Source organism: Arcticibacter pallidicorallinus (assembly GCF_003002875.1).
GTDB lineage: Bacteria > Bacteroidota > Bacteroidia > Sphingobacteriales > Sphingobacteriaceae > Arcticibacter > Arcticibacter pallidicorallinus.
In genome coordinates this window covers 408,131-429,992 of sequence record NZ_PVTH01000004.1, presented here as the reverse complement: position 1 = coordinate 429,992, position 21,862 = coordinate 408,131, and the positions used below count along the sequence as shown (strand labels likewise).

The 21,862-nt window shown below is 45.6% G+C and carries 15 protein-coding genes; 11 read left to right on the top strand and 4 right to left on the bottom strand.

Annotated elements, in window-relative coordinates; translation table 11 throughout:
• Nucleotides 1-274: 274 nt before the first annotated feature.
• The 8 genes from B0I27_RS09015 to B0I27_RS08980 all read left to right on the top strand — a co-directional run bounded on the left by B0I27_RS09015 (nt 275) and on the right by B0I27_RS08980 (nt 15,738).
• Nucleotides 275-3,526 carry a SusC/RagA family TonB-linked outer membrane protein gene (locus B0I27_RS09015; protein ID WP_106292898.1) on the top strand — a complete coding sequence of 1,084 codons (3,252 nt, stop codon included), beginning with the start codon at nt 275-277 and terminating at the stop codon, nt 3,524-3,526.
• A gap of 12 nt (nt 3,527-3,538) precedes the next feature.
• A complete protein-coding gene (locus B0I27_RS09010; protein WP_106292897.1) occupies nt 3,539-5,266 on the top strand; it encodes a RagB/SusD family nutrient uptake outer membrane protein in 1,728 nt (575 codons plus the stop codon).
• Nucleotides 5,267-5,318: 52 nt separating this feature from the next.
• Nucleotides 5,319-6,845, top strand: coding sequence for a glycoside hydrolase family 10-like protein (locus tag B0I27_RS09005; protein ID WP_106292896.1), 1,527 nt, complete (start codon nt 5,319-5,321; stop codon nt 6,843-6,845).
• A 1-nt stretch (nt 6,846) separates the two neighbouring features.
• A complete protein-coding gene (locus B0I27_RS09000; RefSeq protein ID WP_106292895.1) occupies nt 6,847-8,706 on the top strand; it encodes an outer membrane protein assembly factor BamB family protein in 1,860 nt (619 codons plus the stop codon).
• Between the two features lie 25 nt (nt 8,707-8,731).
• Entirely contained in the window at nt 8,732-10,459 is a 1,728-nt protein-coding gene (locus B0I27_RS08995; protein WP_245925469.1) for a glycoside hydrolase family 3 protein, read from the top strand.
• 105 nt (nt 10,460-10,564) lie between these two features.
• Entirely contained in the window at nt 10,565-11,371 is an 807-nt protein-coding gene (gene murQ / locus B0I27_RS08990; protein WP_106292893.1) for an N-acetylmuramic acid 6-phosphate etherase, read from the top strand.
• Between the two features lie 22 nt (nt 11,372-11,393).
• Nucleotides 11,394-12,884: a sodium:solute symporter gene (locus B0I27_RS08985; protein ID WP_106292892.1), complete on the top strand. Its 1,491-nt coding sequence runs from the start codon at nt 11,394-11,396 to the stop codon at nt 12,882-12,884.
• A gap of 31 nt (nt 12,885-12,915) precedes the next feature.
• Nucleotides 12,916-15,738, top strand: a complete 2,823-nt coding sequence (locus tag B0I27_RS08980) for an FAD-binding and (Fe-S)-binding domain-containing protein (RefSeq protein WP_106292891.1) — start codon at nt 12,916-12,918, stop codon at nt 15,736-15,738.
• 29 nt (nt 15,739-15,767) lie between these two features.
• On the opposite strand, the gene B0I27_RS08975 is transcribed toward B0I27_RS08980, so the two are convergent.
• Nucleotides 15,768-16,511: a DeoR/GlpR family DNA-binding transcription regulator gene (locus B0I27_RS08975; RefSeq protein WP_106292967.1), complete on the bottom strand. Its 744-nt coding sequence runs from the start codon at nt 16,509-16,511 to the stop codon at nt 15,768-15,770.
• Between the two features lie 139 nt (nt 16,512-16,650).
• On the opposite strand from B0I27_RS08975, the gene B0I27_RS08970 reads away from it, so the two are divergent.
• The 3 genes from B0I27_RS08970 (at nt 16,651) to B0I27_RS08960 (ending at nt 19,746) form a co-directional block, all read left to right on the top strand.
• A complete protein-coding gene (locus B0I27_RS08970) occupies nt 16,651-17,058 on the top strand; it encodes a c-type cytochrome (RefSeq protein WP_106292890.1) in 408 nt (135 codons plus the stop codon).
• Entirely contained in the window at nt 17,059-17,460 is a 402-nt protein-coding gene (locus B0I27_RS08965) for a hypothetical protein (protein WP_106292889.1), read from the top strand.
• A gap of 78 nt (nt 17,461-17,538) precedes the next feature.
• On the top strand, nt 17,539-19,746 hold the full coding sequence (locus B0I27_RS08960) for a S46 family peptidase (RefSeq protein ID WP_181276724.1): 2,208 nt from the start codon (nt 17,539-17,541) through the stop codon (nt 19,744-19,746).
• 70 nt (nt 19,747-19,816) lie between these two features.
• Here the strand turns inward: B0I27_RS08960 and B0I27_RS08955 are convergent, their stop codons facing one another.
• From B0I27_RS08955 to B0I27_RS08945, 3 genes are read right to left on the bottom strand one after another with little or no spacing between them, the layout of a single operon-like run.
• Nucleotides 19,817-20,191 (bottom strand): hypothetical protein, encoded by a 375-nt coding sequence (locus B0I27_RS08955; protein ID WP_146133107.1) that lies wholly within the window; start codon nt 20,189-20,191, stop codon nt 19,817-19,819.
• Nucleotides 20,192-20,194: 3 nt separating this feature from the next.
• Entirely contained in the window at nt 20,195-20,698 is a 504-nt protein-coding gene (locus B0I27_RS08950) for a YdeI/OmpD-associated family protein (RefSeq protein WP_146133106.1), read from the bottom strand.
• Nucleotides 20,679-21,857 carry an AIR synthase related protein gene (locus B0I27_RS08945; protein ID WP_106292965.1) on the bottom strand — a complete coding sequence of 393 codons (1,179 nt, stop codon included), beginning with the start codon at nt 21,855-21,857 and terminating at the stop codon, nt 20,679-20,681. Before B0I27_RS08945 ends, B0I27_RS08950 begins: the two co-directional genes overlap by 20 nt.
• Between the last annotated feature and the right edge of the window lie 5 nt (nt 21,858-21,862).

The window sequence follows — 21,862 nt, the reverse complement described above, 5'->3', positions numbered from 1 at the left end:
TGTTATGAGTGTCAGAATGAGAAATAGCCAATAATTTCGTCGTTTTTTAAACGAAATATTAATTAAATACTCAATTAGGTGTAAAATTATTAGTTAGGAAACTATTTACTTCGTTGAAAATTGCGGTTTTATGCAAATGTTTATATAAAAGTTGCAAAAAGTAACGTATTTTAGATTTCAATTTATAATAATTAGGGCTTTGATCTCGCTTATTGCTGTATGAGGTTAAGGCAGTGGATTCATTAAATCAATAAACTCAAAATCAAACAATGTTATGAAAAAAAGGCTACTCACATTTTTAATGGGCCTCATCATGATCACTGTGCAAGCGGTTGCGCAGCAAACGGAAATAACAGGAACGGTTATTTCCGTTGACGATGGTAGTCCATTGCCGGGAGTTTCTGTTAAGGTCAAGGGAACCACCCAAGGTACAAGCACTAACGCGAATGGTAAGTACACCATCCGTGTTGATCGTGGCGCGGTGTTAGTGTTCAGTTTTATTGGTTCAGCTACCCAGGAGAAGGCGGTTGGTGCTAACTCCGTAATCGACGTTAAACTTGGAACCGATTCGAAATCGCTTGATGAAGTAGTGGTTGTAGGTTATGGTACGCAGAAAAGGGCTAATCTGACGGGAGCAGTTTCAACGGTAGACACAGAAGTGCTACAGTCAAGACCTGTTACCGATGTAGGCCGTGCCTTGCAGGGTACTACTCCAGGGTTGAGTATCACCACTTCAAGTGGAGCTATAGGACAGAACCCGAGTATCAAGCTGAGGGGGAATACAGGTACGCTGACTGGTACCGGAGGAGCACAGCCCTTGATACTTGTCGACAACGTGGAGATACCAAGCCTACAGCTGGTTAATCCTGAAGACATCGAGTCTATTTCGGTTTTGAAGGATGCAGCTTCAACTTCTATTTATGGAACGCGCGGAGCATGGGGTGTAATTTTAATCACCACAAAAACCGGTAAGAAAGGTGCTCCGACTCGTGTTCAATACTCAAATAACTTCTCTTATAGTACTCCGACTACTACGCCTCAGGTCGCTCCCGCAGCAGACGGTGCTGAAATGGCTTTCCTTGCTTTCAGAAGGACGAATCCTAGTACCCCTCTTTTTAGTGCGGTGGGCGTTTCTATCGATGAAACTGCAATCCAAAAGATGAGAGAGTGGGAGACTTTATACGGTGGTGAAGATTTAGGAAATGAGATGGTATTAGGACGAGATTTTGAAATCAGAGAAAATCGTCTCTTCTTCTATCGCCCATGGGATGTAAATGAAATGTTCATGAGGGACTATACTCCGCAGCAAAACCACAATCTTTCCGTTTCCGGTGGAAGCGAGAAAACAAGCTATAATCTTGGAGTTGGTTACCTCGGGCAAGAAGGTGTTTTGAAAGCTAATCCAGACCAGTTTGCACGTTATAATCTTAACCTTGGAATAAATACATCGGTTAACGATTGGTTTGATGCAAGAGGAAAAGTTTTGTATTCGAATTCAATACTAGAACAGCCTTTTGTGTTTGCAGCAGCGGTTTATGATCCATGGTATTATTTGTATCGTTGGCCTGCGATTCATCCCTACGGAACTTATGAAGGTAAGCCTTTTAGAAATGCTGTGACAGAAGTGGAGCAGGCAAATATGAATAAACATACATCCGGTCTTACACGTGTATCGGTTGGAGGAACCCTTAGGCCTGTAAAAGGTTTAACTGTAGATGCTGACTATACTTATACGTCTGTAAATAATCATCAACGGAACGCTGGTGGATCGGTTACCGCTCTGAATTATTGGGCCGGACTGACCAATGGTCAGATCCCGTATCAGAATTATACAGCTGCGAGTTACAACAAGGCGGAATATAACTCCTACTGGTCTGATATGCATACCGGGAAGTTGTTCGCAACATATTCAAAGGATGTTAATGATCATGCTTTCAAAGTGATCGCAGGTGGTGATGTGGAGACCTTCCAGAATTATTCACATAACTCAGCCCGTCTTGCATTGATTGATCCGAACCTTGTGGAGCCGGTTCTAGCTACAGGGGATCAAACCATAGGAAGCACCCGTGGTCATTGGAATACAGCAGGTGCTTTTGGAAGAATTAACTATAGCTTCAGAAATAAGTTCCTTTTGGAGGTGAACGGACGCTATGACGGATCCTCCAGATTGTCGCCGAACTTGAAATGGGGCTTTTTCCCATCGATGTCTGCCGGGTATATTATCAGCGAGGAGCCATTTATGCAATTCGCAAAGCCGGTTCTTTCATCGTTGAAATTTAGAGGGTCCTGGGGAGAAATTGGAAATCAGAATACCTCAGTAAGTAGTATCTATTCCGTTTTGCCTACGACTAATTCGAATTGGCTGATCGACGGCCAAAGAGTGCTCACTACAGGAACACCCGCGCCTATTTCCGGAACTCTCACCTGGGAAAGCGTTGCTACACTTGATTTTGGACTTGACGCAAGGGTGCTAAACGATAAGGTTGGAATCGTGTTTGACTGGTATCAAAGAACCACTAAAGACATGCATTCTGCAGGCGCTGCTCTCCCTAGCTCATACGGTGCAACTGCCCCTAGAAGGAACTTTGGTGAACTACAGACAACAGGATGGGAGATTGCCGTAGATTTCAATCACAGATTTGCTAATGGTTTAACCATTAATGCAATGGGTACCTTAACAGACTTTAAAGAGAAGCTGACCAAATACGAGGGTTCACGTGCAGTCACTGGGAATTATCAGGGCAAAGTTCTTGGTGAGATCTGGGGTTATGAAACTGATCGGTTTTTTACAAATGACGATTTTGTTCAGGATGCGAATGGTGTACCTGTCTTGCAGGACGGACGTTATGTTTTCAAAGAAGGAATTCCTAGTCAGGCTCAGTTTGAGGGAAGTGGATTCTTTTATGGCCCGGGTGATATCAAGTACGTGGATGCAAATGGAGATGGCGCTATCTGGAGAGGAGATAATACTGTAGAGAATCCGGGAGACCAAAAGGTAATAGGTAATTCAACCCCACGCTATCAATACGGTTTCCGCCTTGGAGCAGATTTTAAAGGTATCGATTTTACTGCATTTTTCCAGGGTGTTGGAAAGAGGGACTTCTGGGCGCAAGGTCCAATGTTTGTACCTGGTTGGAGACCCGGAGAAGCATGGTATGCTCATCAGTTAGATTACTGGACGGAAGAAAATCAAAACGCTTTTTATCCCCGCGTGACTCAGATTGGTGAGGCTAGTACTAAAAACTTTTATCCACAAACAAAGTATCTACTGAATCTTGCTTATCTCAGGATGAAAAACCTGGCGGTTGGCTATACCTTGCCTCAGGCACTTACTCGAAAAGCCCATATCGAACGTCTCAGGATCTATTTCAGCGGAGAAAACTTGTTTGAGTGGGATAAGTTAGGTAAAGTTCCAATCGATCCAGAAGTGAATGTTACTGAAGCGGGTGCGAACGACCCAGCTGCCTTTGGCCGGGTTTACCCTTACCGCAGATCTGTTTCTTTAGGATTACAAGTTACATTGTAAAATTTGATAGTAATGAAAATTAGAATATTAGCGCTGCTTTGCCTGGGATTAACAACAATTGTTAGCTGCAAAGAGGATTATTTGGAGAAACCACCACTTGACCAATTGTCAGATGGTACTTATTGGACGAATGAAGCAAACGTCAGAACCTTTGCATATGGTTTTTACACGGACTATTTTACCGGTTATGGATCGGGAAATACCTGGGGAAATTACTTTTCGGGTCAGGCTTTAAATGATGATTTTGCGTCAGGAACGCCTCCTGAATACACAAGGGTGGTCCCTGCAACAGGTGGAGGCTGGACCTTCACTTATGTCAGAAAAGCAAATCTCTTCTTGTCAAAAGTCCAGAATATGGAGGTCGATGCCGATATGCCGGAAGAGGCAAAACTGCACTGGCAAGGAATTGGTAGGTTTTTCAGAGGACTTGAATATTTTGACTTAGTGAAGCGTTTCGGGGATGTTCCTTACTACGATCAAGTGCTTGATGAGAAAGATGTCGCTCAGTTATATAAGCCGAGAGATCCGCGGACTTTAGTAATGGATAAAGTTTTAGAGGATTTTAAATATGCCGCTACAAACGTTCGCGCAGTTGATGGGAAAGCAGGATTGACGGTTAATAAGTATGTGGTTTTAGCATACATGTCTCGTGTGTTTCTTTTTGAAGGTACATGGCAAAAATATCATCTGAACAATGCGGCGAAAGCAAAGGAATATCTGGAGGCTGCAAAATGGGCAGCTGCTGAGGTCATCGCTTCGAAGAAATATTCACTGAAAAACTATAGAGAGGTCTTCAATTCTCTTGATTTAGCCACCAACACAGAAGTGCTTCTTTACAGACAGTACGTGGAGGGAATCCTGACACATGCCCTGATGTCTTATAATAATAAAGAGGCTCAAACTGGTGCACCAAAGGATCTGATCGAGACTTATCTGGCTTCTGACGGTTTGCCGATATCACTTTCGGCGGTTTATCAGGGCGATAAAACTATCGCTCAAGTTATGGCAAACAGAGATCCTCGTATTAAGGAAACATTTGTGAACGAACTTCGTCCTGCCGGTGTTGTTAGTGCCTCGTCAACTACCGGATACGCGACTCACAAGTTTCTGAATGAATCTATCAAGGATCAGACAATTGGTACATTAAACTTAAATCCGACAGATGCTCCTATCATCCGCTTTGGAGAAGTACTAGTCAACTATGCCGAAGCGGCTGCAGAGCTCGCTACTGTAGGGGGGGCGGCTCTGACAAATGAAGATCTCAATATTTCTATCAACGTACTTAGAAGCAGACCAGGCATCAATATGCCAGCATTAAAGGTAGCTGGTGATGTAGCTATGGTTGGCACTGTTGCATACACAGATCCTCAGAAGGACGCTGACGTGTCTTCCATTATTTGGGAAATCAGAAGAGAACGGAGAGTTGAATTAGTTTACGAAGGCTTCAGATGGGATGACCTGAGAAGATGGAAAAAACTGGAGTACACCGATACTGAGGCTAATCCTGACATCAATAGGGGAGCATACCTTAAGAAAGCAGATTTTCCTAAGATTTCAGCTAACGTTGTACTCGATATGAATCCTGCAGATACTGAAGGTTATATCACGCCGGCCTGGAAGCCTGAGTCTCAGAGGAAGTTCACCAATCCCCGCATTTATCTGAATCCAATTCCTCAGGATCAGATTGTACTTTACAAAGAAAACGGAGCGACTTTAACTCAAAACCCTGGTTGGGAATAAATTGTCCTTACTAACCCTCCGGTAATCTCCGGAGGGTTTTCATTACAGCACCATGATAAAAAATTTTACCTGCCTGCTTCTTGCTTCCCTCTTCATCAGTTACTCGGCGCAAAGCCAGGATTACAGCCCGAAGCGGGAGTTTAGAGGCGTTTGGGTGGCTACAGTTCAGAATATCGACTGGCCGTCAAAAAAAGGGCTTAATTCAGACAGGCAAAAGCAGGAGCTTTCCAACATTTTCGACCAGCATCAGAAGTCCGGCATGAACGCGATCATGTTTCAGATCCGTCCTTCTGCAGATGCGCTCTACGCAAAAAGTTCAGAGGAGTGGAGTATGTTCTTATCCGGTAAACAGGGAGTGGCTCCATCTCCATTGTACGACCCGCTTGAGTTTGCCATCCAGGAAGCACATCTGCGCGGCATGGAACTACATGCCTGGTTTAACCCCTATCGTGCCACCAACGATCTTGTTGAGGCCAATGTCAGCCCGCGTCATATCACCCGTACAAAGCCTGAGTGGTTCTTCACTTACGCAGGAAAGAAATATTTCAACCCCGGAATCCCTGAGGTCAGACAATATATCGTGTCAATCATCATGAATGTTGTTCGTAACTATGATATCGATGGTGTTCATTTCGATGACTACTTTTATCCGTATCCGGGAAAGGAAGTACTTCCCGACACTCTTGCTTATGCGGCCCATGGTAGAAATCAGTTTTCGTCTATCGAAGACTGGCGACGTAATAACGTCGATATGCTGATTAAGGAATTAAATGATAGCATACACGCAGAAAAGAAATATGTAAAGTTTGGCATCAGCCCTTTCGGAATCTGGAGAAACAAAAAAGATGATGCTTTAGGTTCAGAAACAAACGGACTTTCTGGATATAGCGCTTTATATGCAGATGCCCGCAAATGGCTTTCTGAAGGCTGGATCGACTATATCAATCCACAGGTTTATTTTCCTTTCAAATATCCTGCAGCGGCTTATGAAAAGCTGGTCGACTGGTGGAGCGATAACGCTTTTGGGAAACACGTTTACATTGGCCAGGGTGTCTACCGGGCTACCGAACAACGCGATGGCTGGAATCAAAGAAACCAGCTTCCGGAACAGGTACGTTACCTCAGAAAAAATCCGAGGGTGCAGGGAAGTGTATATTTCAGTTCGAAGTCATTGACGAATAATCTGGCAGGGTTCCAGGATTCCCTTCGCAAGGATCTATACCTCGCCAAGGCACTCGTGCCTACGATGATATGGCTTGATGCAATACCTCCGCAGTCTCCCTTAAAGCTCGCCGTAAAGCGAAAAAAAGGGAGTAATGAACTCTCATGGGAAAGCCCGCTCCCGGTGCGCGACAATGAGCCCTCATACGGCTATGTTGTTTACCGTTTCGAAAAAGGCGAAAAGGCAGATATTAACAACCCTGTCAATATCCTAAATGTCAGCTTTGACAGCTCAAAGCGGTCTTTTCTGGACAAAGATACCCGCAAGGGAGCCAGATATACCTATGTAGTTACTACTCTTGACAGGCTGAAAAATGAAAGTCTTCCGTCCAACGAGATTAAGGTAAAGTCAAAATAATATGAAATATCTCAGAGCTTTTCTATTAGCGCTTATCCTATTTTGTTTTAATACCCTTTTGCACGCGCAGTCTGTGCGCTTTGCTTTTGTAACTGATACGCATGTAGGCGGTTCCACTGGTGCAGATGACCTTAGACGCACTGTGCAGGATATCAATCTGGATAATTCGCTGGAGTTTGTGGTTGTAACAGGAGATATTACCGAGTTCGGTTCAGATATTGAGTTAGCTCTTTCCCGCCAGATACTCGACAGCCTGAACAAACCCTGGTATGTAATTGGGGGTAACCACGACTCTAACTGGTCTGAGAGTGGTGCCAACAGCTTTCGCAAGGTTTTTGGATCTGAAACTTTTGCTTTCGTTCATGGTGGGTATCAGTTTGCCGCAACGAGCTCTGGGCCGAATATGCGTATGAGTCCCGGACAGGTGCCCCGTGAGAACCTGGTATGGCTGGATTCTGTGTTAAACAACATGAAAGATCCTGAAATGCCTCTGATCTATATTAATCATTATCCCCAGGATTCTTCATTGAACAACTGGTATGACGCGATCGATAAGGTGAAGAAGAGAAATATACAGCTGATGCTGTGCGGCCATGGGCATCAAAATAAACTGTACAACTTTGAAGGCATCCCACAGGTAATGGGACGATCTAATCTACGGGCAAAAGACAGCATCGGAGGGTACAACATCGTGACCATCAAGAACGGCGCAGCTAAATTCGAAGTGCGCAGGCCCTTGATCGAAACGCACACTAAGTGGCTGGAAGTTCCCATGATCAACTATCGTTTTGCGTCTTCTACTCAGCAGTATCCGCGACCTTCTTACGCAGTGAATGCAAAATATCCAGGCGTGAAGAAGCTATGGGAGTTTCAGGACCAAAGTGATATTGGCAGCGGCATGGCTATCGGAAAAGGATTGGCTGTCGCAGCAAATACCAATGGAGATCTTTACGCCCTCAATCTGAAGAGTGGAAAAAAGAAGTGGTCATTTAATACCGGTGGAAAGATCTACTCCACACCCGCTGTTTCAGGCGAATATGTTGTGGTAGGTTCATCCGATAATAATATTTATTGTGTGTCCCTTGCCGATGGAAAGCTGGTATGGAAATATGCCACTGAGAAGGCAGTGCTTGGGTCACCCGTGATCGAAAATAATACAGTCTACATCGGCGGCTCTGATGGTCATTTCCGGGCGATTAATCTTCAGTCGGGTAAGCTTATCTGGGATTTTGCGGAGGTTAAAGGATTTGTAGTGACGCGCCCGCTTATCTACGAGAATAAGATCTTCTTTGGTTGCTGGGGACATGATTTCTACGCCCTGGATCAGAAGACCGGCGCGTTGGTGTGGAAGTGGAATAACGGAAATGCAAACAGGATGTTTTCGCCTGCAGCCTGCTACCCCGTAGCATCCAACGGCAGAGTTTTCATCGTTGCACCAGATCGCTTCATGACCGCTTTCGGTGCAACAACAGGTAAGGTTATCTGGAGACAGCAGATGAAAGAGGGACGCGTTCGCGAGTCTATGGGGATTTCCCAAGACGGTAAGCTCGTGTACGTAAAGACCATGGACGGACAGTTATTTGGTGTGTCTGTAAAAGCTGATTCTCTCGAAGTTGCCCTGAATACAGAATTAAAGTTGCCCTACGAGCTAAGTCCCTCTGAATTGGTTGAAAGCAAGGGCCTGATCTACGTTCCAAGTAACTCGGGTTTAGCTACCGCCATCGATAGAAAGAGCGGCCGTGTGGTGTGGCAATACAAGAGTTCCAATGCACTGGTGAATCCCATGTTGCCTTTTGGCAAAAGATCGGTTCTCATGAGTACAATGGATGGAAAGATAGTATGTCTTGACTACAAAGATTAGGCGAGACAACAAAATGCAAATGACAATGAAAAAGATTTTACTTATAGCGTTTTTGTTCACTTCGACAGGAACGTTTGCACAACGATTTTTAGAAGTTACTCCCGAGTCAAAACGCTGGGCAGACAGCACTTTGAAAAAGTTATCAAAGAAGCAGAAGATAGCCCAGCTGATGGTTATCCGTACTTCAACAGTCACCCCGGAAGGGCCTAAGTTCTTCGAAAAAGATGTACTGAAATACATTCGAAAATATAATATTGGCTCCATCTGCCTGTTCCAGGGTACATCCTTACAGCAGGCCCTGCTTATTAACAAGCTTCAGGCTAAAGCAAAAACACCGTTGATGGTATGCATCGATGGTGAAACTGGTCTGGGTATGCGTTTCTCAGATGTTGTTGCTTTCCCCGACCAGCTCACGATAGGTGCAGTCCAGAGCCCTACTATCGCTTATAACGTGGGCGAGGCTATCGCCGCGCAATGCAAGCGGATCGGCATACATGTAGACTACGCGCCGGTTGTAGATATTAACAATAACCCCGCAAACCCTGTGATTAATTTCCGCTCTTTTGGGGAGGATAAATACAAGGTGGCATCTTTCGGTAGCAGCATCGCAAAAGGAATGCAGGACAACGGTGTTATGGCCTGTGCAAAGCATTTTCCGGGACATGGAGATGTATCGGTTGACTCACACTATGATTTGCCTGTTATCAACAAGTCTTTTGCACAGCTCGATGAGCTTGAACTCTACCCGTTTAAAACGATGATCAAGGATGGCATAGGCAGCGTGATGGTCGCGCACCTCTATATTCCGGCTATTGACTCTACCCGTAATCGGGCAACTTCGCTGTCCCCGAATAACGTGAGTAAGCTGCTTCGTCAGGATCTGGGCTTTAAGGGATTAACATTTACCGATGCGCTGGAGATGAAAGGCGTTTCTAAATTTTATCCGCAGGGAGAAGCCGCTGTGCAGTCGCTAATCGCAGGTAACGACATGCTTTGCCTGCCTGGAGATATAAAAGGCAGTATCCGTAAAGTCAGGAAGGCAATCAGGAAAAAGGAACTGAGCTGGGCAGATATCGACGAAAAGACCAACCGTGTTCTCCTTGCAAAGTATAACCTCGGTCTTGACGAGGTGACAAAAATTGATACCACCTCCCTCGCTGAAGATCTGAACGCACCTACAAACGTCCTTAAACAGCAGGTCTATAAAAATGCAATAACGCTTCTTCGTAATGATAATCCGGAGCTGCTTTCTAATCTAAAAGCAAAGAAGGTAGCTTATGTTGGAGTAGGTGCCGAGAACACCAACCGCTTTGCGGGCGAGCTCCATAGCCGGTTAAACGTCGATTCCTACTACCTGTCTCATTCCGCCAATCGGGCTTCGGCAGACAGCCTGTTGCAAATTATCGGCGACAAGTACGATGCTGTAATCCTGGGCGTACATAAATACAAGAAATACCCGGCCGGAAATTTTGGTGTAAAAGAAGACGTACTGCGCTTTATCACCACATTGGGCAGCAAAGAAAACGTATTTAGCTTTATATTCGGAAATCCATATTTGATCAGCAATTTCCCGGAGACAAAAAACCTTGTAGCATGTTATGAGGACGATTCGCTGATGCACGATACGGCTATTGAATTTATAGAAGGCAGACTTATCCCTGGAGGGTCACTGCCCGTAACGGTTTCACCGCAATACCTGTTTGGTTCAGGAATCAAGGCGAAACCGGCGTCAATCACGTCGCAGGCTCACTAATAACCTAAGGAGGGAAGGAGGTCACGATTCGAATGTTCCTGCTCCCACAAGGATGGTGTGATGATATATTATAATTGAGAACAATACAGCAGTTTTAAAAATACAATGGAAAGAATAACAGAGAAGGATTCAAACTATAGCAACCTGGAAACGATGTCAGTGAAGGAAATCCTCGAAAATATCAATAGAGAGGACAAGACTGTACCTAATGCCGTTGAACAGGTTATCCCTCAAATTGAGAAGCTGGCCGAAATAGTATCTGATAAAATGAAAGCGGGCGGTAGGATGTTTTACATCGGAGCCGGAACCAGCGGGCGTCTTGGCGTACTGGATGCTTCCGAATGCCCACCTACTTTCGGTGTTCCGTTTGACTGGATCGTCGGTATAATAGCCGGTGGCGATACCGCGATACGCAAAGCAGTTGAATTTGCAGAAGACGATATAAATCAGGCCTGGATAGATCTGAAAGAGTATGATATCGACGAAGGTGATGTCGTGGTAGGTATAGCGGCATCGGGAACGACACCTTATGTAATTGGCGGACTAAGAAAGGCCAATGAAAATAATATTATAACCGGCTGTATTGTCTGTAATTCAGGTAGTCCTGTTGCTGCAGAAGCAAAGTACCCGATAGAGGTGGTTGTCGGTCCGGAATTCGTTACCGGTTCAACACGTATGAAATCAGGTACCGCACAAAAGCTTGTATTGAACATGTTGAGTACCTGTGTAATGATCCGTCTGGGTCGCGTTCAGGGAAACAAGATGGTCGACATGCAGCTTACAAACAAAAAGCTGTATGAACGTGGAGTGAAAATCATTATGAACGAAACAGGTACCCCCGAGCCGGCTGCTGCAGAACTGCTCCAGAAGCACGGTAGTGTACGTAAGGCGATAGAGGCCACGGCCAAGTAATCTCATTCTTTCAAAGTTCATTATGGCTCCAATAGTATTATTATCCTTTCTTATCGGCTACTTTGCTCTTTTGATTGTTGTATCGTACTTTACATCAAAGGGCTCCTCCGATAACTCCTCTTTTTTTATCGCCAACCGTAATTCAAAATGGTATTTTGTCGCCTTCGGAATGATTGGTACCGCGTTGTCCGGGGTGACTTTCATCTCGGTACCCGGAGCAGTTATTAACAGTAGTTTCGGCTATTTTCAGTTCGTCCTGGGTAATGCCGTGGGCTTCGTGCTGATTGCTACTGTTCTATTGCCCTTGTATTATCGCATCAATCTTATTTCGATTTATACCTATCTCGAGAACAGACTCGGCCATTGGAGCTATAAGTCGGGCGCTATGATCTTCCTGATTTCCCGTACCATCGGTTCTGCATTCAGGCTCTATCTGGTAGCTATCGTGCTTCAGAAATTTATATTTGATGCCTGGAATGTCCCTTTTTGGGTAACCATTGCGATTTGTCTGATCCTCATCTGGTCATATACCTTTAAAGGAGGTCTTAAGACGATCATTATCACCGATACGCTGCAAACGGTATTTCTGCTCTCTTCGGTAGTTTTGTCGATATATTTCATCTCAAAAAGTCTTGATCTCGATATCGCCGGAACTATTGAAACCGTTAAGAATAGTTCCTACTCCAAGATATTCTTTTGGGAAGACTTCGTCGGAGATAAGAATCACTTCGTCAAGCAGTTTCTGGGTGGTATATTCGTGACTATAGCCATGACAGGCCTTGATCAGGACCTGATGCAGAAAAACCTGAGCTGTAAGAACATCGGTGAGGCACAGAAAAATATGCTCACATTCACAGGCGTGTTCGTGCTGATGAATATTTTTTTCCTGAGCGTTGGAGCCTTGCTTTACAGCTATGCAGGAGCCAAGGGAATCGACTTAGCAGCTTTGGGTACTCCTGATCATGTGTTCCCGGAAATTGCTTTAAATTACCTGGGGGTTCTACCTGCTATAATCTTTATGCTGGGTCTTACCGCGGCAACCTTTGCAACGACAGACTCTGCGCTGACAGCGCTGACGACTTCTTTCTGTGTGGACTTCCTGAATTTTAACAAAAAAGATAATCACAACGACCCGAAACTGATCCGCACCCGTCATACGGTGCATGTGGTTTTCTCCGTTATCATGTTGTTGGTGATCCTTGTTTTCAAGGCTATCAATGACGATTCGGTAGTCAACTCGATATTTAAGGCCGCAGGTTATACATACGGGCCGCTGCTGGGATTATTCGCTTTCGGCATGATCTCTAAGAGAGCCGTCAAAGATAAGCTGGTACCGTTTTTCTGTATCCTCTCGCCGGTAATCTCATTCCTGATCGACAAATATTCACCAGCCTTAATTGGTTATTCTATTGGCTTTGAACTTATCGTTATCAATGGACTTATAACCTATCTGCTGCTCTTCCTGACCAGCCGTCACCATACCGACGAAGAAAGAAAGAGCGTAGTTTACTAATATTGCATTGATTTAAATTGTACGACTTTTTATGAATATAGGAACGATGCTCGAGCAGGTCATGCCTAAAGCGAGGATTAAAGCGAGGCTGATTGATGTGGTGTCTTATGCTTCAGACGCGGGGTTTTATTACCTGCTGCCGAAAGCGGTAGTCCAGCCCGTCTCAGAAGAGGAGGTCAAAAGACTATTTAGCTTCTCACATGAGCATCGTATTCCCCTGACATTCCGTGCAGCAGGTACAAGCTTGTCCGGACAATCCATTACTGATGGGATCCTCGTAGATCTCAGTCAGTACTGGAGCCTGGTCCGCGTCGAAGATTCCGGAGAATCCGTGAGGGTTCAACCCGGCGTTACAGGAGCCGTTGTCAACGCACAACTTAAAAAGTATAAAAAGAAGATCGGACCCGACCCTGCCAGTATCAATTCGGCGATGATGGGAGGGATCCTTTCCAACAATGCCAGTGGAATGTGTTGCGGAGTCAGCCGCAACTCTTATCACACCACGCGGTATATTCGTTTCATCTTACCGAACGGATTGTCATACTCAACCGAAATTAAAGAAGACTATGGCAGGTTCCGCCTGGAGAATCCAGCGATATTCGACACGCTGATCGCCTTGCGCGAACAGATCAGGAGCAATCCCGAGATTTATGCGCGTATTCGTAATAAGTACAAGACCAAAAATACGGTCGGATATTCGGTCAATGCCTTCATCGATCATCATGAGCCGATGGATATCCTCGCACACCTTCTCATAGGAGCGGAGGGAACACTCGGTTTTATCGCTGAAGCAGTGATGCAGACGGTGCCCGATTATCCAATGAAGTCGACTGCTCTCATTTACTTCCCCGATATTTTCGCAGCCTGCAGAGCCATAGTTCCCCTAACCAACTCGGGGGCTGAAGCCGTTGAGCTGATGGATCGCGCGTCACTTCGTTCCGTGGAGCATATCCCCGGGTTACCCGATGTGCTGAAAACCCTGCCTGAAAGTGCAGCAGCCCTGCTGGTGGAATATCAGGGAAACACCCAGCAGGAACTCGATGAGAAAAGCGAACGCTTTCTCGCTGTAGCACCGGAGTTGACTACACTCAACGCACCAGTCTTCACCACGAACCCGATCGAGCAGGCTTTTCTCTGGAAAATCCGTAAAGGCATGTTCCCTGCTGTAGGGGCGGTAAGAGCCAGTGGGAGCACGGTGATCCTGGAAGATATTGCCTTCCCGGTGGCACAACTTGGTGATGCTATTCTCGATCTGCACGGCTTATTTAAGGCCCATGGTTACCATCAGGCCATCATATTCGGACACGCTAAAGACGGAAATATTCATTTCGTGGTCACGCAGTCATTCGAAAGCCCTTCTGAAGTGGATCGCTACGATCGCTTTTTGCAGGATGTAGTCGATCTTGTTGTGAAAAAATACGATGGCGCTTTAAAAGCTGAACACGGCACAGGCCGGAATATGGCGCCATTTGTCAGCACAGAATGGGGAGGGGAGATCTACGAAGTGATGAGGTCACTAAAGAGCGTTATCGACCCGGAGAATCTTTTGAACCCGGGAGTTATTATCAATGCTGACAAAAACGCCCACATACAGAACCTTAAGGAGCTGCCAAAAGTGGAGGAAGAGGTCGACAGATGCATGGAGTGTGGCTTCTGCGAGTACAAATGTCCGAGCAGAAACATCACTCTCACGCCCCGCAGACGCATTGTGGTCAGACGTGAGCTGTTACGGCTCAAAAGGCAGGGAAAAACTCCGGCTTATAAAGAACTACTAAAAGAGTACCAGTATGACGGACTGGAAACCTGCGCGGTAGATGGCCTCTGTGCCACCGCCTGTCCCGTCGATATCAATACCGGCTCCCTTGTCAAACGCTTGCGCAGAGAAAGCCATAGCGATTTTGCCAACAGTATGGCTATGATGGTTGCTAAGAACTTCCGTCCGGTAGCGGGAGCTGTAAAGCTTGCCCTTCAGGCAGGTAACGCGATGAACAAGATCCTTGGCGCGAATACGCTTGTCAAAACCACGGGTGCTATTAAAAAGGTGGTTCCCGTTATGCCGCTGTGGAGCAACCAGCTGCATGCGTCTGTTGATACCAAGGCTTACGGTTCCTCAAACATCAAATCAGAAAAAACCGTCGCGATTTATTTCCCCACCTGTATTTCACGGAATATGGGAGGATCAGCCGATAAAGAAGAAAGCATAGTAGACGTATTTAAAAAAGTTTCAGAGAAGGCAGATGTCGGTTTCTGGATACCAGATGATATAGCCGGTACCTGCTGCGGACAGCTATTCTCATCCAAAGGGTTCAAAGACGCCTACAACTACACCGTTAACCAAACTATAGAAAAACTCTGGAACTGGACCGATCATGGTCAGTATCCTGTCGTGCTTGATATTACTTCCTGCACCCATACCTTACAAGGCTGCAGGCCAGCGTTGAATCCCGAAAATCAACAACGTTATGACGCTTTAAACATAATCGACAGTATCGATTATATCAGTGATTATTTATTACCAAAACTTACCATCCGACAAAAGAAGAATGCCATTGTACTTCACCCGGTTTGTTCCCTGCAGCATATGGGACTTGAAGCGAAGTTTGTCAGCATCGCCCGTCAGATGGCTGAGGTTGTGGATGTTCCCCTCCATGCGGGTTGCTGCGGAATGGCAGGCGACAGAGGCTTTCTCTTCCCTGAGCTGACACGCTCGGCAACTATGCCTGAAGCTCTGGAAGTTAAGCAGAAAGACTATGAAGGTTATTATTCTACATCCAAGACCTGCGAAATGGCTATGTCAGATGCTGTAGGTAAAAACTATAAGTCCCTTATTTACCTTCTGAACGAGTGTATCTAAACTGCAATCAATAAAAGCTGGTTCAGGTTTTAAAGAACCTGAACAGCTTCAGCATATCTCTTAAGCTGAGCGTCTTTTGGATCCAGGTCGGTGATAAGGTAATTAATAGCATTCAGTCCGCATATCTTCATTTTCTGAACAGACTCCAGCTTTTCACCGATACTGATGACAGCAGTCTTCTGCGCCGACTTTAGCATGGCCTTCTTCACCTGAACTACTTCCCAGTCAGACTCAGTTATTCCGGCGTCGTAGGAAAGGCCATTAGTGCCCATAATACACAGATCTACCTTGATGTCTGCAAGGAGATTAATCGTCAGCGCTCCCGTATTGATATGAGAATTCTTGGAAAGCTGTCCGCCTATCAGAATAACTTCGACGCCCGCACGCTCCGTTAGCTCCAAGCCAACCAGGGGACTAACCGTAAACACCGTGCACTCCATATTATCCGGTACAGATCGCGCCCACTCAATCATGGTAGTCCCGCCGCCGGCAAGCAGCACCATGCCGTTCTGCACAAGGTTCATGGTTTTCTGGACGATGATCTTCTTGGCGTCTTTTGCGTAGACCTCATTTTGCTGAAAAGGATAATGAAAAGATTTCGACAAAGCCCCTCCGTAAACCTTCATAATCTTGCCGCTCTCAGCAAGTTCGTTGAGATCTCTTCTTATTGTATCTTCCGACACTGCCAGCTGAACGCTGAGGTCCGAGGATAGTACTTTATTATGAAGGTTTATTTGTTTTATGATGTAGGCTTGTCTTTCTTCTTTTAGCATAGCAGTCGAGGTATTGAGTTCAAATATATAGAAAAACGCAAGTTTTAAGCGGTCAATGTAACGGCAATATAACAGATAAGCGAATTTCTCCAACTATACGAGTTCAATGTTGTTCTTAAAGTCATAAACAAGACAGCATATGATTAAACTAACTCATCTCGCGCTGGCGTCGCTTATATTTGCCTCCTGTAACTCTTCTTCCGGCCCTGAATCGAAAGCAGCTGCAGAAAAGGGGGACACGATACAATTCGCGAAAGGGAAAATGTTATTTAAACGTGAAGATTGCGGGGGATGCCATGCAGAAAATCAGACCATCATTGGTCCCTCATTCCGGCATCTGGCAGGCGAATATCCGCCAACGGAAGCAAATATTGCTCATCTAGCGCATATCATACAGGTCGGCGTGAAGCCAAACCAGGGCGTCTGGGGTGGGAGAGAGATGCCCCCACATCCAAAGATCAGTCGCGAGGAGGCAGAAGAGATCGTGAAATATATGCTGTCGTTTCCGGCTGATCCGGACAAGCCTTTTTTATACAATACGAAGTAGATGATTAAAAAACGTAATTATATCTTAATACTGATCGTTGTCGCGGGACTGCTTTACATGATGAAAGACTCCTTTTTCCAGCCGGGCGTCGAGGACTTGAAAGGCAGTTTCAAGGAACTCGGCTTTACCCGTAACGAGAACAATACCGGACCTGTGCTACGTCTCTATTCGGTTAGTCTGACAGATACACTCTGGAAAGAGATGGAAACCTACGGGAATTACATGCCCCATACCAAGTACGGCGTAACAAAGGTCTTCTTTTTCCTGGAGGGGAGCCCATCACCCGCTAGTATATCGCTCGATACGCAGAAACCTGCAGATGAATATCAAAAAAACTGCGTGGCCATGTATGAAAAAGACGCCAATAGTCAGGTTAAGCTCGTTCGCTATCCGTTTCGTTGAGTTTATAAGACATAAACCTCGATAAACACGCATAATCAAATAGCGCAAATGCTTAGTTTTGCAGCATAATTAACAAAAATGAGAAGGATACATTTTTTTATTACATCCTGTTTGCTTATCGCCCTGCTTTTCAGCTCGGCCGTTAAAGCAGACGAGGGGATGTGGGTGCCGATGCTCATCGGCAAGAACTATGAACAGATGAAGAAGCAGGGATTCAAGCTGACCCCTGAAGATCTTTACAACGTTAACAAAGCGAGTCTGAAAGATGCGATCGTGTCTTTCGGTGGATTTTGTACCGGAGAGATCGTTTCTAGAAACGGTTTGATCTTCACCAATCACCACTGCGGATATGAAGCGATCGTAGCGAAATCTACTCCTCAGGATAATATCCTTGACAATGGATTTTGGGCAAAGCAGTACTCACAAGAAAAGGCAATCGAAGGCTTATTCGTTAACTTCCTGGTACGTATGCAGGACGTAACCGAGCAAATCAATGCCGCAACCCAGGGTATCGCAGAAGACAAAAAAGAGGATGCTATTCAGGCAGCCGGTGCACGTATTGCTGCCGACGCTACCAAGGGAACACATTACGATGGTTTCGTACGCGATTTCTACAAGGGCAACCAGTATTTCCTGTACATCTTCGAAAAGTTTACTGACATACGTCTGGTAGGTACGCCTCCACAGTCAATCGGTAAGTTCGGTGGTGATACCGACAACTGGCAGTGGCCAAGACATACCGGAGACTTTGCCGTTTTCCGTGTGTACGCAGGAGCCGATAATAAGCCTGCTGCTTATTCAGCAAGCAACAAACCCTACACGCCGAAAAAGTTCCTTCCAATCTCCATTAAGGAGTTGAAGAATGGTGACTTCTCTATGGTATATGGTTTCCCTGGCAGAACAGATCGTTTTCTTACATCAAGCGGCGTAAAGCTTGCTACCGAAAGAACATCTCCAACCATCGTTAAGCTTCGCGACATTCGTCTGAAAGCCTGGGATGAGGTGATGGAAAAAGATGTGGCTACCCGCCTGAAACTTTCTTCTGTACACGCAAAAATCGCTAACTACTGGAAGTATTTCATCGGGCAGACCGAACAGTTGACTCGCCTGAAAATCTACGAAAAGAAGGTAAAAGAAGAAGAAGAGTTTGCTGCCTGGGCAGCTAACAAGCCTGAGTATGCAAACCTGATCAAAGACTATCAGGAAGTTTACGCAGCCTACGCGCCTTTTGCTATTCAACGCACATACATCAACGAAGGATTCTTTGCATCAAACTGGGTAAGACAGGCTATTCCTGCTAAGTCCGCATTAACGCTGCTGGAATCCAAAAAAGGTGATGCCGCAGCTTTGAAAGAAGCGCAGGATAAGCTGAATGCCAGTATTGCAGAGTACGAAGAAACGTACAATGAGCAGGCAGATAAGAAGATCTTCGTTCAGATCCTTACCGCTTTCTACAACGATATTCCAAAAAATCAGCATCCTAAGTTCTACACGGTTATCGCACAGGATTACTGGCAGGGAACACCGGAGGCTACATTCCAGAAATTCGCCAATGAGCTTTGGGAGAAATCAAACTTTATCCGCCCGGAGAAAATGAAAGCGTTCTGGAGCAATCCAAGCTTGAAAGGTATTGAGCAGGATCCAGGATACAAATATGCGATCAACCTGATGCCTGCAGATTATATCCGCAACAACTTCGGTACAGCAATCTCTGACTTTGAAAACAAGAAAGCAGCCCTGGATAAAACCTACATGAAGGCTCTTCTGGAGAAGAACAGAGGAAAGCTGATGTACCCGGATGCTAACTCCACCATGCGTATCAGCTACGGAAACGTGCAGAGCTATAACCCGAAGAACGGTATCACTTACGATATCACCACTACTATCGATGGTGTTATGGAGAAATACATTCCTGGAGACGCGGAGTTTGATTTACCTCAAAACCTGATCGACGCTTACAACGCAAAGAACTACGGTCAGTACGCTGATTCAAACGGCGACCTGGTTGTAAACTTCATCAGCAATAACGATATCACAGGTGGTAACTCCGGTTCTCCGGTCATCAATGCAGAAGGAGAGTTGATCGGCCTTGCATTCGACGGAAACTGGGAAGCTATGTCCGGCGACATCGCATTTGATAAAGAGTACAAACGTACCATCAGCGTGGATTCCCGTTATGTATTATGGTGCATTGACATCCTTGGAGGTGCCAAGAACATCATTGCAGAGCTCGATATTCGCAAAGATCCGGTGATCAAAACAACAAAGAAAGCCAAAAAGAAATAGTGCTTAACACTGAAAAAGGCGTCTATCCAAACCGGAGAGACGCCTTTTTTTATACGCTGAATCCTTAAAATTAAATATCGTCAGGCTCCCGCTCCGGAAAGAACTCACCGGTCAGCGTAATCATTCCATTTTCGAAGTCGGCCTCAAAGTCAATCTGCATCTTCGCCTTATCACTCAGATCCAGATCTGCACAGGCGTTGTATAATCCCAGTATATAGCGCGCCATAAACGAACCTCTGCCTTCTTCGTCCACCGTCATGGAGCTTGTATCCAGCTCGAGATGATCCACACTGCCGCGCTCACGAAAATGATATCCCATCAGCAGATCTTCCACATGCTTGATTTCATTCTCAAAAGTTTGTGCCAAAATGACTTTCTTATCAGCACCATCCTGTATCGCCTCAATGGCTTGAGGCGACATTGCAAATTTTGTTGTTTCCTGCATAACTCAGTCGTTTTGTTTCGATCCATACAGCGTACCAGTCTTTACCTTTTCGGCAATTTCCAGGCTACGCTTGATGCGGGTGTCAACAGTTTTAGCTGAACGGATATAGTAAATCAATCCACGTTTTCCTCCCGGAAGAAGCTTCTCAAACTCAAAGCTGAAGTGCTCATCCTGAATCAGCACCTCGAGCAGCTCCTCCGGAAGCTGTAATCCGTCATGCACATCACTGCGTACCCGCACATTGAAAGGAACATGCGGAGCGAGTTTAAGTTTTTTTATCAGCTGTTTACTGGCGATGATGATGTAGCGACCCTGTCGCGGATTCAACGCACAAGGGAATTCTTCGGCTCCGTTAATCGAACATAGGATTCGCACTGCGCCTTTGCCTTCCCTGAAAACAAGGCAGACCTCTTCCGGCACAACGATGACATACTGATTCATTCCTCCTCCAACTTCATGAAGGAGACCTTTAAACTCTGCTGTTTTGTTAGTGATAGACGAATTCACCAAATTCCGATTTGATGGTTACCTGTTTCTTATCCGCAGCCTCAACCCGACCCACAATCTGCGCATCGATATGGAAGCTTTGAGAGATAGCAATAATATCATCGGCAAGCTCTTGCGGAACGTAAATCTCCATACGGTGACCCATATTGAAGACCTTATACATTTCCTCCCAGCTGGTGCCCGACTCTTCCTTGATCAGCTTAAAGAGCGGCGGAAGAGGGAATAAATTATCTTTTATAACGTGCAGGTTCTCGATAAAGTGCAATACTTTGGTTTGTGCACCACCGCTGCAATGTACCATGCCATGGATCTGAGAACGATGACTTTCCAGGATCTTTTTAATCACAGGCGCATAGGTACGCGTAGGAGAGAGTACCAGTTTGCCCGCTGTCATCGTTTTACCCAGACCTATTTCAATTTCGTCGGTCAGCTTTTTGCTTCCCGAAAATACAAGTTCATAAGGAACCGAAGGATCATAGCTTTCGGGATAAGCCACGGCAACCGATTTGCCAAACACATCATGACGTGCTGAAGTCAGTCCGTTCGATCCCATTCCACCATTATACTCCGTTTCGTAGCTTGCCTGACCAGAGGAAGAAAGCCCAACAATAACATCACCGGGCTGAATAGTATGGTTCGAGATAACATCTGAGCGCTTCATGCGGCAAGTTACCGTAGAATCCACGATCAGCGTGCGCACCACATCACCCACATCAGCAGTCTCGCCGCCTGTGGAGTAAATGCCTATGCCCATCTCACGTAATTCAGCCAGAATTTCCTCCGTTCCATTAATTAAGGCAGCAATTACCTCACCCGGAACCAGGTTTTTATTTCTCCCTATAGTAGAAGAAAGCAGGATCTGATCGATAGCGCCAACACATAGCAGGTCGTCAATGTTCATGATGATGGCATCCTGAGCAATACCTTTCCAAACAGAAAGATCGCCCGTTTCCTTCCAGTAAACATACGCCAGGGAAGATTTCGTACCGGCACCATCCGCATGCATAATATTGCACCACTCCTCGTCACCACCCAGGATATCCGGAATGATTTTGCAGAAAGCCTGCGGATATAAACCTTTATCAATGTTTTTTATGGCATTGTGTACGTCTTCTTTTCCAGCAGACACGCCTCGTTGGTTGTATTTAAGATCTGACATCGGGG

What these genes read in the sequence shown, in the direction of transcription:
- B0I27_RS09015 (WP_106292898.1), top strand. Translation starts at nt 275, where the DNA reads ATGAAAAAAAGGCTACTCACATTTTTAATGGGCCTCATCATGATCACT.
- B0I27_RS09010 (WP_106292897.1), top strand. Translation starts at nt 3,539, where the DNA reads ATGAAAATTAGAATATTAGCGCTGCTTTGCCTGGGATTAACAACAATT.
- B0I27_RS09005 (WP_106292896.1), top strand. Translation starts at nt 5,319, where the DNA reads ATGATAAAAAATTTTACCTGCCTGCTTCTTGCTTCCCTCTTCATCAGT.
- B0I27_RS09000 (WP_106292895.1), top strand. Translation starts at nt 6,847, where the DNA reads ATGAAATATCTCAGAGCTTTTCTATTAGCGCTTATCCTATTTTGTTTT.
- B0I27_RS08995 (WP_245925469.1), top strand. Translation starts at nt 8,732, where the DNA reads ATGAAAAAGATTTTACTTATAGCGTTTTTGTTCACTTCGACAGGAACG.
- murQ (WP_106292893.1), top strand. Translation starts at nt 10,565, where the DNA reads ATGGAAAGAATAACAGAGAAGGATTCAAACTATAGCAACCTGGAAACG.
- B0I27_RS08985 (WP_106292892.1), top strand. Translation starts at nt 11,394, where the DNA reads ATGGCTCCAATAGTATTATTATCCTTTCTTATCGGCTACTTTGCTCTT.
- B0I27_RS08980 (WP_106292891.1), top strand. Translation starts at nt 12,916, where the DNA reads ATGAATATAGGAACGATGCTCGAGCAGGTCATGCCTAAAGCGAGGATT.
- B0I27_RS08975 (WP_106292967.1), bottom strand. Translation starts at nt 16,511, where the DNA reads ATGCTAAAAGAAGAAAGACAAGCCTACATCATAAAACAAATAAACCTT.
- B0I27_RS08970 (WP_106292890.1), top strand. Translation starts at nt 16,651, where the DNA reads ATGATTAAACTAACTCATCTCGCGCTGGCGTCGCTTATATTTGCCTCC.
- B0I27_RS08965 (WP_106292889.1), top strand. Translation starts at nt 17,059, where the DNA reads ATGATTAAAAAACGTAATTATATCTTAATACTGATCGTTGTCGCGGGA.
- B0I27_RS08960 (WP_181276724.1), top strand. Translation starts at nt 17,539, where the DNA reads ATGAGAAGGATACATTTTTTTATTACATCCTGTTTGCTTATCGCCCTG.
- B0I27_RS08955 (WP_146133107.1), bottom strand. Translation starts at nt 20,191, where the DNA reads ATGCAGGAAACAACAAAATTTGCAATGTCGCCTCAAGCCATTGAGGCG.
- B0I27_RS08945 (WP_106292965.1), bottom strand. Translation starts at nt 21,857, where the DNA reads ATGTCAGATCTTAAATACAACCAACGAGGCGTGTCTGCTGGAAAAGAA.